Origin of the sequence: Paeniglutamicibacter sp. ZC-3, from assembly GCF_025847175.2 — a bacterium.
GTDB classification, from domain to species: domain Bacteria; phylum Actinomycetota; class Actinomycetes; order Actinomycetales; family Micrococcaceae; genus Paeniglutamicibacter; species Paeniglutamicibacter sulfureus.
In genome coordinates, this window is record NZ_JAOYTG010000004.1 from 191,413 (window position 1) to 206,244 (window position 14,832).

The following is a 14,832-nucleotide window of genomic DNA, read 5'->3' on the forward strand; positions in this document are numbered from 1 at the left end:
TTCATGTGGCGTCTCTCACGACTCGCTTCGTCTTCGCGGTAGGCTCCGGCCATGGACACGCCTTTATCGATCAACCAGGACCCTGCCCGCCGGGATCCGGTGCGCTGGAACTCGGTGGCCGGGATCGTCGGCTTCCTGGCCATCGTGGAACTCACCAGCGGGATCCTGCAGGGCTACTACACGCCGCTCATGACCGACATCGCCGGCCATCTGGGAATCCACGATGCGGATGTGAATTGGTTCGAGGCCGCCCAGCTCATGGTCAGCGCGCTGGCGGTCCCGCTGTTGGCATCACTCGGGGACATCTTCGGGCACAAGAAGATGCTCCTGCTCTCGGCCGTGGTCACCGCACTGGCTTCATGGGCAGTGGTGTTTTCCGGATCCTTCACCACGTTCCTGGTCGCGTGGGCATTGCAGGGGGCCTATGCGGTGTGGCTGCCGCTGGAAATAGCCATCGTCTTTTCACGCGCCCGCAAACTGGGCATCCCCGGCCCGGTGGCCCGTCGCGCGGCGGGGCTGCTGGTGGGGGCGCTCGAAGTTGGGGTGATTGCCGGTGCGCTGGCCGGCGGCGCGCTGATCGGGGTCTTCGGCGGCAGTGTTCCGCTGACCATGACGATCCCCGCCATCGCCACGACGATTTGCATCTTTGCCGTGGCCTTCGGCGTGCCCGATGACGGGGAGCGCAACGGGGCCAGGATTGACGGCGGGGGATTCGGCTACCTGGCCACCGGGCTGCTGCTGCTCACCAGCGGACTGAGCTTCCTGCGGATCAACGGCGCCGGCAGCCCGTTGCCATGGGGATCGATGGTGCTGGGCCTGGCCGTGCTTTACGTGTTCTACCGCCACGAAAACAAGCAGGCCGATCCGCTGATAGATTTCAAGGTCCTCTTCGCCCGGTCGATGTGGCCGGTGCAGCTGACCGCAGGACTCTTTGGCGTCTCGGTCCTGGGGGCCCAGATTCCCATGAGCACCTTCGCCCGCACCGACCCGGCCGTCAATGGGTATGGCCTCGGGCTGGGCGCATCGGGCGTCTCGGTCATCATTGGGGCGTATGTGCTTTCGATGCTTGTGGGGGCGTTGCTGTTCCCGGTGGCTGCGCGACTTGTGGGTGCCAAGGCGACGCTGGTCTCGGCCAGCGCGCTCGTTGGCATCGGGTATCTGATGTTCCTGCCGTTGCATGCCTCGCTGGCCCAGGTGTTGGCAAACATGGTGGTTGCAGGCGTTGGTTCAGGGGCGTTGATCGCGGCTCTGCCGGCGGCGGCTGCGGCAGCCGCCCCCTATCACCGGACCGGCATGGCCACCGGGCTGACCAATGCGGTGAAGACCATTGGAGGTTCCTTCGCTTCGGCGGTCTTCGGGCTGGCCCTCATCGGCCAGGTGGCCGGGGCGGCATCGAACACGGCGGTGGAAAACACCGCTGCGCCATTGGCCGGATACATGATCGTTTGGGCCATCTGCGGCGGGACGGGGATCGTGTGCGCACTGGTGCTGTTCGCCGTGCCGCGAAATGCCCTCGAGGATACCGCACTTGCCGGGAAGCACCGGTAGGCGGGCGTGTGGGGGAGGAGTTCCCGTCGCGCGAGACGCACGGCATCCCGCGAGCGGATGTGGTGTGTGGGCGTCGGGACCCGCGCTTCAAGTTCTCGTGGGTTGCCGGCACGAACACCTTGCTCCTGGATTCCTTGGAGCGCGGTATAGGCCGGTAGAGCCACATTGAAGTCCTGAGGGGTCCCGACGTCTTCGACGATACTCCTTTTGACGTGCTTGTCCATCGTCACCGGCAGGGAATTTCATGGACATGCGCGGACCATCCCCGAGCGCCGCGAAGTCCGGTGAAAAGTACTGCCAGAAGTAGTAGGGCCTATCCGTGGCGCATGTGCTTCCACCAGGTCAGCGGATCGGCAACCTTGAACCGCCGCCCCGTCATCGAGCTGGGGATGACGCGCACGAACTGGTCCTTGGGCCCGGATTCCCAGGGGAAGAGCATGAGGTTGAAGGAATCCAGCGTTTCCTCGATGCCGCCGAAAAGTTCCGCCTTGCCCTGGACCATGACCGACCAGGCGACGCCGGTTTCCGGGTTCACCCCGTCCGCCTGAAAGGCAACGTGGGGCTGGGCACGCAAGGTGTCCAGCTTGGTTCCCGGTCCGGTGCGGAATACCACGGTGCCGTGGTCGACCGTGAAGTTGATCGGGAAGATCTGTGGCATGTCGCCGTGGCTCACGGCGAGATGGCCGAGGGAAACCGCTCGAAGCAGTTCCAGGCACTGGTTGGATTCGAGGGCCTCAACGTCCGTGTGTGTCTGTTCCTTTTCCATGACTTGAGCGTACGTGCGGTCGGACAAAGTGGCCAGAGGACCGTACCCGTTTTCCGGGCCAGTGTGGCCGCCGGAGTTCAGGGGGACGGAATGATGCCGGCCCGATGGGCGGGGATGGCGCCCCGCATCCGGTTCCGGCTCAGGAATCCCTTGGCTGATTCCTCAGCACGTCCTCGACTTCCTTGCGTTCCTTGCGGGTCAGCGGGATCATCCCGGTGGCCGGATTGATCAAGGTGCCCGAGGCTGCGGTGCCCGTGGCGCTGACCGGCGGTGGTACCGAGCCGTTGCCCGAGTTGCCCGCCCCGACGGATGCGCCATCGGCAAGCGGCGTGCGCCCGGCCGCTGCCATGGCAGTGATCAGCTCCCGCGTCGGTTCGGTCGGCGTGACAACAACCGAGGTTCCGGCCCGTGTGCCAGGTTCGGAGTGCCTGTCGATGCGGCGTTTGGCCGCCCGCTCCTTGGCGCCCTCCACCAGGTGGTAGAGCACCGGCACCAGGATCAGGGTCAGCGCGGTGGAGGAGAGAAGCCCGCCGATGACCACCACGGCCAGTGGCCTGGAAATGAATCCGCCGCCACCGGTCAGGCCCAGGGCCATCGGGACCAGCGCGAAGATCGTGGCCAGTGCCGTCATCAGGATCGGGCGCAGGCGCTGCCGGGCACCGTGGTGGATGGCGTCGGCAAGGTCCATGGCCGGGTGCCCGTCGCGCGGCTTGCGGTACTGGTTGATCAAGTCGATGAGCACGATCGCGTTGGTGACCACGATGCCCACCAGCATCAGCATGCCGATCAGGGACGGCAGGCCGAGCGGCACCTTGGTCAGCAGCAGCAAGCCGATGGCGCCGGTGGCGGCGAACGGGATGGAGACCAGCAGGATCAGCGGCTGGATGAGCGACTTGAAGGTCGCGACCATCACCACGTAGACGATGGCGATGGCCGCCAGCAGCGCCAGGTAGAGCTGGCCGAAGGACTCGGCCTGCTCGGTGGCCGCCCCGCCCAGTTCCGCGGTGGCTCCCGCGGGCAGGGTGAGCGACTCGAGGCGCTTGGCGACCTCGGCGGAAACCGCACCCAGATCGTTTTCCCCCGGGGTGACGGAGACCGTGGCAATGCGATCCCCGTTGGAGGAGGTGATGGTTGCAGGGGATTCGGAGCGCTCCACCGTCGCCACGTCGCCCAGTTTCACGGTGCCGCCCGCGGCAGGCAGAACCAGGTTCCGCAGCTGGTCAAGATCGGTGAGCTCTGTTCCCTCGCCGATGAGCACCGGGTAGTCCGTGTAGCCAAGGCGCACGGTGCCCGCGGGGACGGGGGAGAGCGTCCCGGCCGCCAGCGCGCCGATCTGCTCCTCGGAGAGCCCGGCTGCGGCTGCCTCGGCCCTGTCGATGTCGATGGAGACCTGGGGGCGCGCCTCGGAGAGGTTGTCGCCCAGGTCTGTCGCGCCCTCGATTCCGGTCAGGGCCGCCACAGTGGCATGGGTTGCCTCGGTGAGCAGCTCCGGGGTGGGCGCGCCGACCTGGACGGTGATCGCGGAGGAGCCGCCCCGGCCGCCCTCGGCGGCGGAGATGGAGATCTCGGAGTCGCCGGCCAGGGGAGCCACCGCGGCGCGGGCGGCGGCTTGGATGGCTTCCTGGTCGGCGTCGGCATCGGTCATGACCGTGAAACCGGCAGTGTCGGTAGCGCCGCCCTGGAACGCGGCGAAGCCGCCGGACGGGGAACCTGCCGTCAGCTGCACATCCACGACGCCATCGAGCCCGCGCAGCGCCTCCTCCACCGGCTCGGCCACCTTCATGGTGGTTTCCAGGGAAGAACCGGCCGGCAGCTTTTGGGTGACGGAGAAGGTGTTTTGCCCGGTGCCGCCCAGCAGGTTGGTGGGCACCAGCGGGATCAAGACGACGGTAAGTCCCAGCAGGAGAACGGAGGCCGTCAAGGTGATGACGGGGTGTTTCTGCGTCTTGCGCAGGATGGGGGAGTAGCCGCGCTGCAGCCAGGACTTCGCTTCCCTCTTTTCGGCAGCCGCCCTGGCCTCTGCGGCATCGGCTGCCCCTGGCCGGCTGTGGCCCAGGAACCAATAGGCAAGCACCGGGACAATCGTCAGGGAGACCAACAGCGAGGCCAGCAGGGCAATGGTCACGGTCAGCGCGAACGGTCGGAAGAGTTCCCCGGCCATGCCGCCGACCAGGGCCACGGGCAGGAACACTGCCACGGTCGTCAGCGTCGCGGCTGTCACCGCTGTGGCCACCTCGCGCACGGCGGTGAGGATGGCCTTGGATTTTTCCTCGCCATAGGCGAGGTGGCGCTTGATGTTTTCGATGACCACGATGGAGTCGTCCACCACGCGGCCAATGGAGATGGTCAACGCGCCCAGGGTGAGCATGTTCAGCGTGTAGCCGCCGGTGCGCAGGCCTATGAAGGTCACCAGCAGGGACAGCGGGATGGAGATCGCAGTGACCAGGGTGGAGCGCACCGAAAGCAGGAAGATGAGGATGACCACGACGGCGAAGCCCAGTCCCAGCAGTCCCTCGACGGTGAGATCGTGGATGGATTGCTCGATGAAGGGGGCCTGGTCGAAGACCGTGGTGAACGTCGCGTCGGGCCCCAGCTGCGCGGCGAGCTCGGGCAGCAGCGCGGCGACTGCATGGGAAATGCCCACGGTGTCCCCGTCTGGCTTCTTGGTCACCGACACGGCCAGCGTCTCGATCCCGTTGGTGCGCGTGATCGAGGTGGCGGCGTCTTCTTGCATGCTGACATCGGCCAGCTCCGAGAGCTCGTGAACGCCACTGGCTCCCCGCACCGGCAGCGACTTGACGGCGTCAAGGGAATCGATGGAGGAGCCGGAGGTGACGGGCAGGTCAAGGCCCTCTGTGTCCAGACGGCCCACCGGCATCAGTCCGGAGCCTTCCTCGATGACCTTTTTCAGGTCGTTGCCGTTGAGGCGTTCCGTGGCAAGCCTGGCGGTATCGGGAAGCACTGCGATGTGCTGGGAAGTGCCGCCGGAAACTTCTGCGGTACGTACGCCCTCCACCTTGGAGAGCTTGGGCAGCACCAGACGCTCGACGTCCGCGCGCAGGTCGTTCAGGTTTTCGCCCCCGGAAACCGCGAGATAGACGATGGGGAAGTCGGCGATGGAACCGGCAAAGGCCGAGGGTTCGACGTCTTCGGGAAGCGAGGACTTGGCATTGGAGATGGCCTTGTCGACCTGGGCGCGCGCCCGGTCCAGATCGGTTCCGTAGGCGAAGGACAGTGAGAGGGTCGTGAAGCCGGTTTGCGAGGTGGAGGAGGAGGATTCCAAGCCCTCCACTGCCTGGAGCGCGCCCTCGAGTGGCTGGGCCACCTGCCCGTCGATGACCTCCGGAGAAGCTCCAGGCTGGGATGCCAGCACCGAAATCCGCGGGAACTCGAGTGCGGGGATGAGCTCCTGCCTGAGCTGCCCCATGGTGATCACGCCAAACACCGCCACAAAGACCGTGATCAATGCGATGAGGGCGCGATTGCCCAGGGATAGTGCCGCCAGCCGGTGCATCTGCCATCCTAGAAAGTTTGTCTTGTTCGCTATTGCTCCGAGAACAACTCTAGTTGGCCTGCGGCGGTCGCGAATGCACCCAGAGGCGTACCTTGATTTCCGGGAAGAGCCACACGCCATCGCTGGGGCGCTCATGGCGGAAAAGGCCTCCCTGGCACCGGAGTCTGGGACCTTTTCCTTCGAGGGGTGCAGGATCCCCCAATGTTATTCCCTGCACCCCTCGAAGGAGACTTTTGCGTGCGTATCCCGGAGGGATGCAGTGTGACGCTGTGCTGAAGATCCAGCGTATGAACACTATGTGGTGGAACCCGGTCGTCGAACGCACGTGCAACGACCTTGAGTGGAATGACTTCCCACGAGTGGATTGCCCATAGCTGCCCGTAATCGCCCCACCGGGCCCATGCCCGGGTAATTTCTAAGAGGTCGTGGGGCCACTATGTGAATCCTGAATCTTCTTTCTGGCTAGTTTCTATGCAGGAGACATTATCGAACGACGGACGCGGGGAACAGGAAACCCGAAAAATATTTGGCCGATTTGTTCGGGCTCCTGCACCGCGTGTTGGTAAAACCTCGATGCGCTTGGATATTGCCTGCCGGAAGCGCTGGCGCTGGCGCTTTCGACAGTCGTGATGTCGATACGGTGGACTGACCTCTGCGTCCCGTGCAACGATTGACGAACGGTCAAACGAGCCGGGTCATGGTGCCCGGCTGCCAGTGGAATCCGCGAAGGAACGACTTTCTACTCCCACAGTCAGAGGAGAAAATATGTTCAAGCAGTTCGGCCAAGGAACGCCAGAATTCCGCGATCCCCAGGGCCTCACGCTTCCTCCGGAGCACGAGCCCGCGCCTGAGACCCCACCGGGCCCGCCGCCGGGTCCGGATCCGGAATACCCGGTACCAGGTCCCGACTTTCCGCCAGGGCCCCCGTCCCATCCCGATCCGGAACCTGGGCCCTATCCATCGCCTATTCCCGATCCTTCGCCGGACCCGGACCCGGACCCGTTCCCCTCGCCGAGCCCGGCCCCGGGGCCAGACCCCATGCCGCACCCCGACCCGACCACCAGGCCACCGTCGATGGATTAGTCGGTTTCACGAGAGAGGATGCTGTGCGGATCGGCTTTGGTGAGATGCGGCACCGAAACGCATCCCGCCCTTCGCTGCCTGGGGCTTGCCCGTCTTCGAGGGGCGGGCCAGAACTCAGGCCGCAAGCGCGCTTGCCGCGTCATTGATGACCCGGTCGATTCCGCCCAGGGCCATGCTCTCTCGTTGTCGCCGGGCACCATTGCCGCGAGTCAGAAGTTGGTCCGTGGCGGCTTTCACGAACTCGAGGTCGCCGTTCTCATCCAGCGCATCGCCGATATGGCCGAGCAGGACTCGCACAAGTTGATCGGACGGTACTCTATCGCCGGTCTCGGGGTGCAATTGGTTGCCCTCCAGGCCGTTCTTAGCCGCCTGCCAGAAGGCGAGATCAAGCATCTCAGGATGTATTCCATCCTGCGGAACGGGTTCACGGATGATCGTCTCCACCAGTGCCCTGATGATCAACGCCAACGTCACCGACTCGTCGGCCCGCAATTGGGCATCGGAAATCCGGATTTCTATGGTCGGATAATGGTTTGAAAGGCGGGCCGCCCACCCGATATGGCCGGCATCAAGAACCACATCTGAACCAAGTATTCGTTCTAGCCGCTTGAAGTAGTCATCCGCTCCGGTGAAATAAGGCGGAATTCCCTGCACCGACCATTGACGGTAGTGGATACTCCTCCACGAGGCGAACCCCGAGTCTTGCCCGCGCCAGAACGGTGAATTTGCGCCCAGAGCCGACAGCGCGGGCAACCATCTACGGATGCCGTTGAGGGCGTGCACCCCGGCCTCGGAATCCTGGATCGAGACGTGCACGTGCAGACCCGATACATATTGCTCGCTGCTGATGCCAGGCAGGTACCGGTGTATCTCCCTGTAGCGTTCGGTTGGGGCGATCCCGGCTGCGGATGCCCCGATCAGCGGGGCTGTGCCCAGGGAGACTGCAAGCAGATCGTGCCCCGATGCAGTCCTCGCAAGGCCTTGCCGGAAGCCACGGACAGAATCCAGGGCCTGCTGCGCGGAGGAGCAAACGGGCGTGGCCATTTCGATCTGGCAATCCAGGAGCTCGTGCTGTGAACTGCTCTCTCCCGCACGTAGGGACATGAGCGCCTCGCGGGCCTTCTCACTGGGAGCAGCGGGCAATCCGGTTTCGGGATCCATGAGAAAGAATTCCTCTTCGATGCCAAAGGTACTCATGGTGAACTCCTTACAGTAACCCGCAGCCGGAAGTCGAAGCCCCATGGCGAGGGAGCGGAATCGGGGTGGAACGGTGTGCCGCACTCGGCCGACATGCTTTCCGAGTTTTCGGGTCAAGGAGTGCGGTATCAATGGACGTTGTATGCGGAAGGAGGGATTGAATGCGGGATATTGACGTGCGAGCGTGCCGATTCGGTGCCCGGACAATGGGCGAACACGGGCTGCTCCCACGAGACACCCGTTCAAGTGCCACTGGGCTTGACCGTATTCTTTGCGAAGCCAGCCCCACGGGAAAATCGGTCTGTTGCGAACGGCTCCCTTGAACTTGCCTCACCCGCTTTCACGGCCAGCCGGTGGGCTGGTTCCTCGGTGTGGTGCGTGGATTTTCGGTCATGACGGAGGGTATCTTCCCGCACGTTGCCGGATTCCGGCTCGCCCGTTTGGGGAAAGGGCATTTGAACGCCACCATGCATTTATCTTTACACGGGCCCGGATGGGCGGCAATGCTGGGAACAGCCCCCGGGGGGAGGTTGCGGCCGCATACACCGATGAGTTGGGAAAAGAACGATGGGAAAGGAGGACTCGATTCCGGTGAACCAAATTCGTCTGCGCGTCAGGGATGCCATCAGTTCAAACACCGAAGGATTGAATCAATCAGGCATCGCACGCCAAGCAGCCATGAGCCAAGATGCTTTAAGCCGTTCCCTGAGCGGACAACGAAATTTTAGCGCCAGTGAGCTGGCAGCTCTGGCCAAGATCCTGAAGGTCTCGCTCCAATGGCTGATCACGGGAGACCCGCGGGCCGACGCCCACAATTCCGAAGGACCGCCATATGTCCGAGGCAGATTGGACCGGGTGGCCGAGACCGTTGCCTTTCCTGCGGGCGCCTACCGGGAAGTTGCCTTGACTACGCCATCTGTGCCCGTGCCGCCCACGGGGCTAACGCCCGAAGAAGCCGCGACCCACGTAGCTTCCCTACTCTCGCGCGGCTCCTCGCAACCTTTCATGCAGGACTTACCCGCCGCCATTGAAAATGCCTACGGCATCGGGGTTTTCGTGGTGGCCGAGGGGCCCGCATTCGACGCCCGGGCCATGGTCGCCGGCGAGGTCACGTACGTGGTGGTGCGCGGCACGGGCGCTTGGTACCAAGCGAACCTTGTGCTTGCGCGTGAACTCGGGGAGTTGGTGGGCGGAAGACAACCGGAAATCGGCCATCGGGCACGACGCAGGGACCAATGGTCGAAGGAATTTGCTTATGCTCTTTTACTCCCCGAAGAGACCGTGCAGTCGATTGACTGGAACAAGCAGTCCCCCCGCGAGCTGGCTGCCTTCCTGTGGGAAAGAGGGGTGTCCGCCAAGGCCCTTGCCCAGCGGCTGGATGCCTTGGGGATCCAACGCGGACCGGCCCTTGTGCATGCCGACGAGGGAACGCTTCAATTGCTCGTTTGGCACAACCCGGATTGCCTCAGCCATGATCGAGCGCGCGCCTATCGATCGCCGCGGATACCCTTCGACCTGTTTAGCGCACATCTCAAAGGAATGCGCGAAGGGCGGGTGGATGGAACTTCACTTGCCTGGATGCTCGACACGCCGCTGACTGAACTCTAGACACCGGCAGGCCCCGCATCAAAGGGATGCAAAAAGGTTGGAATCCCGAAGACGGCCAAGTAGCGTGGCAGACACAGCCCCGGGGACCGCCCCACTGCGCTGGAAGGGACCAGCACCCATTTGTGGCCGAATGTCCTTCTGCCTTCCGGGCGGAAGTGTGCGTGTTCGACACATCAAAGGGAGTGGCCAGGGACAGTTCGATGTGAAGGGAGCATGACAATGCCAAAGGACAAGACTCCGCAGATCAAGGACGATGAACTCTATGAAAAGTTGCGCGACGAAGGAAATTCCAAGCAAAAAGCCGCTCGAATCGCCAACGCGGCTGCCCGCGACGGAAGGTCGAAAGTAGGGAAGCGGGGCGGAAAGGCAGGCGACTACGAAGACTGGACTGTTCCAGAGCTGAAGGCCCGGGCCAAGGAAATCGGGTTGAGTGGTTACTCGAAGCAGAACAAGAAGGAACTGATCGATTCGCTGCGAAATTCCTAACGAATTGACTGACAACGAGGAGACGAATTGACTGACAACGAGGAGGCAGAAAATGACTCACAAGAATGCCGACGGGGATCAGGAGGACCAAACGTCCGTTCCTCCGACGCTGGACAGTTTTGATCCGCTGCGCGACGCCGAGACGTTGCTGGACAACGGCACCCCGAGGAACGAAGAAGCCAAGGACAGAGATGCGGACTTGCTCGGAGAACCGGGAAGTACAGCTCCCGGTTCAAATTAGCGCGGGCCCGAAGACTCGAACGAAGACGACGCACGCTTCGATGCTGGGTAAAGCAGCGCGGCGTAGGGCAGAAGTAACCCGTGCATTACAAGACGGAGGTGGAGTCGACGGCTGATGCGGTCGACCCCACCTTCCAGGTCCTGCAGGCAAGAGCAACCTTAGCCCTGCGTGGATTGCTCACTTGTCGGTGACGTCCCGGGCGGCGTCCTTGAGGTGCTCGCCGGCTTGCTTCGCCCTGGCCTCAGCCTCTTCCCTTGCGCCCTCCGCCTGCAGGCTTTCGTTGTCGGTTGCGTCGCCGGTATTCTTCTTGATCTTGCCTACGGCCTCTTGCGCCTTATTGCCGATTTTGTCTCCGATACCCACGGGGGTCCTCCTAGGATTGGTTCCAGATTTTTGTACATTCGGTAACGTGCATGGCCACAGTGGCCGCGAGCCGTGCCCCGGAAGCGCGACAGCCGCTTTCGGGTATTGAACCCGCATGACGTGCCCACAAATTCATCGATGTCCTGCCCGCCTCCCTTTCCGCGAACTTGTATCCGGCCGAGCTAGGGCGCCCGATAGATGTTTTCGCTGTTGCGATCCACCCGCCGGTGGTAGTGCATCCCGGCTTGGCCTCCGAGGATTGCTCCGAGCAGCGGGACGATGACTGCGATTGCCAGCGCGATCCAACCAAGAGCGGACATTGCGCCGTCCATGGGAAGTTGTGGGATGCCGTTTAGTTGCCCCAAGGCCTCGAACTTGACGTTGGCAAGGACTGTGAGCGCGGCTACGGCAATCGCGGCGATGATCGCCCAAAGCCAGACGGCCATTCCCTGCCGCATCCCGTTAAAGCGTGCCATCCTGCCAGCGACGTAGCCGCCGCAAAAGTAGGCAAGAAGCAGGACCAACACCAAGACAATGGCGGAGATCCAGGCGGTGGCATCCGGATTGCCGGCAACGCTTTCGGTGGCGGTACCCAGATCGGTGTCGGTGGCCAAACCAACGCCGGCACCAAAGGCTGTGATGAGCGCCGTGAGCAGGACAGTGATTCCCATGGCGGTCACCCAGCCAAAGAACGCACTGCCGACCTTGACGCCACCGAATTGGCTGCGTTCCCGAGCCAACCTCTCGTTGGCTCGATAGCTGGAAGTACTCGAACCTGAACCCGTGGTTTCCATCAAACGACCTCTTTCTTGATTTGTCACCCGTTAGGTATTGCCTCGCAAGGAGCTGCTCGTGCCCCAAGGCCGTTTCTCAGGGATCCATCCGTTCGCCGCTGCGGGGACGCTTCATTTCAGGCCCGTCTTCCGTCGCACTACGGTCACCTTCGGAAAGTGATTCGTTTCCGTTCCGCTCCACGTCGTTCGTTTGCGGTCCATCGAGGTACGCGCCATGCTCCCCGGAAAGGCCGTAGGATGCCCCTGCTTGTTCGGACGCCGATGCGTCCACTGGATGCTCGGTAACCACGTACTTCCGGATTCGGGGACGTCCGGACGTGGGGCCGATGGTGTGCACATGTTCTTCGGCGCCCTGCGGGGTGTCTTGGTTCAGGCCTACGGGTTCGAGGTTGTCCTGGTCTCTCGGGGTCTCTGGTGTTTCGGGTTCAGTGACTCCACGGTTCGCGCCCAGACCGGCCTGCGAGTAGTAGTCGTAGAGGCGATCCTCGTCCTCGGGACTCAGATGCCCCATGGGATCGACGTTGGGCGCGTCCTTCACGAATTGCTTGGTGAACCTGACGTAGAGCTGTCCATTGGAGATTTCCGCATCATCCAGCGGCACAAAGTTTTCAGACGAACCGAACAGACCGGTTTTCACGGTAGCGAAGTGTGGGAGGTCGGTTCCATCGTCAAGATAAATCTGACCGAGGGTACCGATCTTTTCTCCTTCGGAGCCAAACACGTTGGCTTTGGTTTCCAGCAGGGGCTTGAGGTCTTCGTTGTTCAGCATGGTGTTTTCCTTTCCGGGGGAGCTCGGGAGGAGATTCGAAGTGGCCGGCGCAGTATCGTGAACGATTCTTCTGCGTGGCGGGGAACGGGCATGTCATGTCCTGTGCCGTATTCGCCCGGAAGCGGAGACTTACTCCGCCCACGATCGGCCCAGTTACTGGCATCTACTTCCTCCCCGCACGACCTCAGCCACGGACTGGCAAACGGGAAGCGTGTGACCCGCAGCCTCGCCCATGCCGCAAGCCAAACACTGCCGGCATCGCAATTCAAGAAAGTGTCGCACCACTAGGAGACGGCTGGAAACATCCACAACTGGGCATCGAGAAAATCCCAATACGACGATGCCCCGGGCCGGGAGTCCCGCGAGGGGATCATCATCGTTGTCCAGCGACGGTGAGAATCACCACCCGGGCCACACGGGCCTATCCGCCGGTGTCCGGGTCCATCACCGAGTAGTAGCCATCCAGCAGCGATTTCTCCGCGTCATCGAGCGCGGAAGCCGGGTCGACCTTTGGCGCGTGCCTGATGACATCCTTGGAGAACCGAACTTGCAGGTGGCCGTCAGTGATCACCGCACCCCTGAGGGAGACGAGGAGCTCCTCCGCTCCGAACAGGCCGAGACGAACAGTCACGAAGTCCGCGTCCCCGGTGCGCACGTCCATGAAAATGTTCCCGAGGGTCCCGATCTTTTCCCTCGCCGGACCATAGACAGTGCTCTTGGCATTCTTCAATGCGTTCAGGTAGCCGTGGCCCAGCATGTCTGTGTCCTTCCTGGATTTTCCACCCGTTCCCACCATCCGTACCACGCCGCTGCGCGAACACGGATGCCCAGGAGGGGCAAGCCGACCTGGGCATCCGGAGTGACGGGTTATCCACTGCAAGCAAAGCACCGAGCACCCATGCATTCAAGGGCAACGGGAGGTAACAGGCTCGAGTGGGCAGGGATGAGATTCAGGAGGCGATAAGCTTCAACTCCCGGCGACCTACCCTCTGACCGGTGATCCAATCATTCCAGTCAATTCTCAACGTGTAGTTTCCTGCCGCAGGCGGATGCAGAAGCATGTCGTATCTTTCCGCAGCACCCATGGTAAGGGTATGGGTGAACAAACGAGCCCTGGAATCCGGGTGCATGCTGGTGGGGATTGCCGGTTGCCCGGGGGCCGAAGTATGCCGGAAGGGCCGGCCATCGTGGGCAATGAGCTCGGCGATGCGCGCTGGCGTTCCGTCTTCGTGGAGGAACGTGATCCTGTTGGGGAGGTAGTTCCCGTCGCAGAAGCGCATCAGGCTTGGCGCCTTCCCGTTTCCCTTCACATTGATCGGCAGCTGGGTCGGTGCCCACACTTCTTCTTCCCGTTCCTTGCGCTGGGCCAAAAGACCGCCGGTGATGTAGAAGTGGGTGGGTTCAAAACGGTTCAGCCCGACATCTTCGCCCGAAAGGCCAGCAGCATGTCCCATCTCGTGCCACCGTGGATCGATCGAGAACGGCATGATCAGCGACTCAGTGGCGATGTCGTATTCGGGTCCGTCGGCAAAGGCGCGCCGGTTTCCCGGGGAAACCGGGAATTCGGGCAGCACGATGGGATCGATGACCAGCGGGCCCAGCAGCCCCATCTGGGCGTGTAGCGGGGTGTTGACGTGGCAATGGTAAAAATAGGTGCCTGCCGCGCCGTAGTTCGGGTCGTGTGCACGCCCCGGTTCGGGCTGCCACTGATAGGTGTATGAGTCGTCGATTTCGAACGAGGTGTGTCCCACGCCGTCGTTTCGGGGGTCGGGCTCCATGCCATGCCAGTGGATGGTGTGTGGCCCCATGCTGGGTTCCACCGTGGCATGGAAGATGTTTTTTTCCATGGGTCGCAAGGTTGGGCCAGGGAAACCGCGCCCCGAGTCGCTCCTGTGGAAGACCCACATCTCGAATTCCGCACCGTCGGGAAAACGCAAGTCGCGGCTCGACAGGTCCATGTTGACTTCCAAATGGGGAGTCTGGCGAAAAAGCGTCTCCGGATTGTCCTGCTGCATCTGGTGCGATGCGAAATCGGCTTGGGAGTCGTAATCCCTTTCTTCGCCATCGTCATCGGATGGTGTGGCGCTCGTGGGCCGTGGCGACGGCGCCGTCGAGCTGGGCGATGTCGTCGCAGACTTGCTGGTGGAGGTTGGCCCCGTGGAGCTGCGTGTTGGCGTCGGGGTGGAGGCCTTGGTCGGCGTCGGTTTTGGTGTTGCGGATTTGGTCGGCGTTGGTTTTGGCGTTACCGATTTGGTCGGCGTTGGCTTTGGCGTCGCGGACTTGGTCGGCTTCGGCTTTGGAGTGCTTTTTCGCGTCGACTTGGGTGTCGGCGTCGGCGTGGGCTTGGGTGACTTTGTGGCTCGTGGCTTGCGTGAAGACCCCTTCTTGTCGTCGTCGTCCCGGCGGGAATCGCGGACCTTACCCGCAGCTGCGCTAATGGCATCCCAAAATGTTGTTCTCATG

General features: G+C 62.7%; 12 protein-coding genes. 4 read left to right on the top strand and 8 right to left on the bottom strand.

The features are described 5' to 3' along the window. Positions 1-51: 51 nt before the first annotated feature. The gene (locus tag OIU93_RS07005; RefSeq protein ID WP_264269368.1) at positions 52-1,548 is read left to right on the top strand and encodes an MFS transporter; all 1,497 of its coding nucleotides are present in this window, start codon (positions 52-54) and stop codon (positions 1,546-1,548) included. A gap of 313 nt (positions 1,549-1,861) precedes the next feature. On the opposite strand, the gene OIU93_RS07010 is transcribed toward OIU93_RS07005, so the two are convergent. The 3 genes from OIU93_RS07010 to OIU93_RS07020 all read right to left on the bottom strand — a co-directional run bounded on the left by OIU93_RS07010 (position 1,862) and on the right by OIU93_RS07020 (position 8,108). Next, positions 1,862-2,314, bottom strand: a complete 453-nt coding sequence (locus tag OIU93_RS07010) for a pyridoxamine 5'-phosphate oxidase family protein (protein WP_264269369.1) — start codon at positions 2,312-2,314, stop codon at positions 1,862-1,864. 139 nt (positions 2,315-2,453) lie between these two features. Then, positions 2,454-5,828, bottom strand: a complete 3,375-nt coding sequence (locus tag OIU93_RS07015) for an efflux RND transporter permease subunit (protein WP_264269370.1) — start codon at positions 5,826-5,828, stop codon at positions 2,454-2,456. Positions 5,829-7,025: 1,197 nt separating this feature from the next. Next, a complete protein-coding gene (locus OIU93_RS07020) occupies positions 7,026-8,108 on the bottom strand; it encodes a glutamate--cysteine ligase (RefSeq protein WP_264269371.1) in 1,083 nt (360 codons plus the stop codon). A gap of 567 nt (positions 8,109-8,675) precedes the next feature. On the opposite strand from OIU93_RS07020, the gene OIU93_RS07025 reads away from it, so the two are divergent. The 3 genes from OIU93_RS07025 (at position 8,676) to OIU93_RS07035 (ending at position 10,443) form a co-directional block, all read left to right on the top strand. Further along, a complete protein-coding gene (locus OIU93_RS07025) occupies positions 8,676-9,716 on the top strand; it encodes a helix-turn-helix domain-containing protein (protein ID WP_264269372.1) in 1,041 nt (346 codons plus the stop codon). A 219-nt stretch (positions 9,717-9,935) separates the two neighbouring features. Next, on the top strand, positions 9,936-10,202 hold the full coding sequence (locus OIU93_RS07030) for a Rho termination factor N-terminal domain-containing protein (RefSeq protein ID WP_264269373.1): 267 nt from the start codon (positions 9,936-9,938) through the stop codon (positions 10,200-10,202). A gap of 52 nt (positions 10,203-10,254) precedes the next feature. After that, positions 10,255-10,443 (top strand): hypothetical protein, encoded by a 189-nt coding sequence (locus OIU93_RS07035; protein WP_264269374.1) that lies wholly within the window; start codon positions 10,255-10,257, stop codon positions 10,441-10,443. 177 nt (positions 10,444-10,620) lie between these two features. Here the strand turns inward: OIU93_RS07035 and OIU93_RS07040 are convergent, their stop codons facing one another. The 5 genes from OIU93_RS07040 to OIU93_RS07060 form a co-directional block, all read right to left on the bottom strand. Further along, complete coding sequence (locus OIU93_RS07040; protein ID WP_264269375.1) at positions 10,621-10,806, bottom strand: CsbD family protein; 186 nt, start codon at positions 10,804-10,806, stop codon at positions 10,621-10,623. 182 nt (positions 10,807-10,988) lie between these two features. Beyond that, entirely contained in the window at positions 10,989-11,600 is a 612-nt protein-coding gene (locus tag OIU93_RS07045) for a hypothetical protein (RefSeq protein ID WP_264269376.1), read from the bottom strand. A gap of 76 nt (positions 11,601-11,676) precedes the next feature. Next, positions 11,677-12,369, bottom strand: coding sequence for a PRC-barrel domain-containing protein (locus OIU93_RS07050; protein WP_264269377.1), 693 nt, complete (start codon positions 12,367-12,369; stop codon positions 11,677-11,679). A gap of 421 nt (positions 12,370-12,790) precedes the next feature. Further along, positions 12,791-13,126, bottom strand: coding sequence for a PRC-barrel domain-containing protein (locus tag OIU93_RS07055; protein WP_264269378.1), 336 nt, complete (start codon positions 13,124-13,126; stop codon positions 12,791-12,793). 193 nt (positions 13,127-13,319) lie between these two features. After that, complete coding sequence (locus tag OIU93_RS07060) at positions 13,320-14,831, bottom strand: multicopper oxidase domain-containing protein (RefSeq protein ID WP_264269379.1); 1,512 nt, start codon at positions 14,829-14,831, stop codon at positions 13,320-13,322. Position 14,832: the final 1 nt, after the last annotated feature.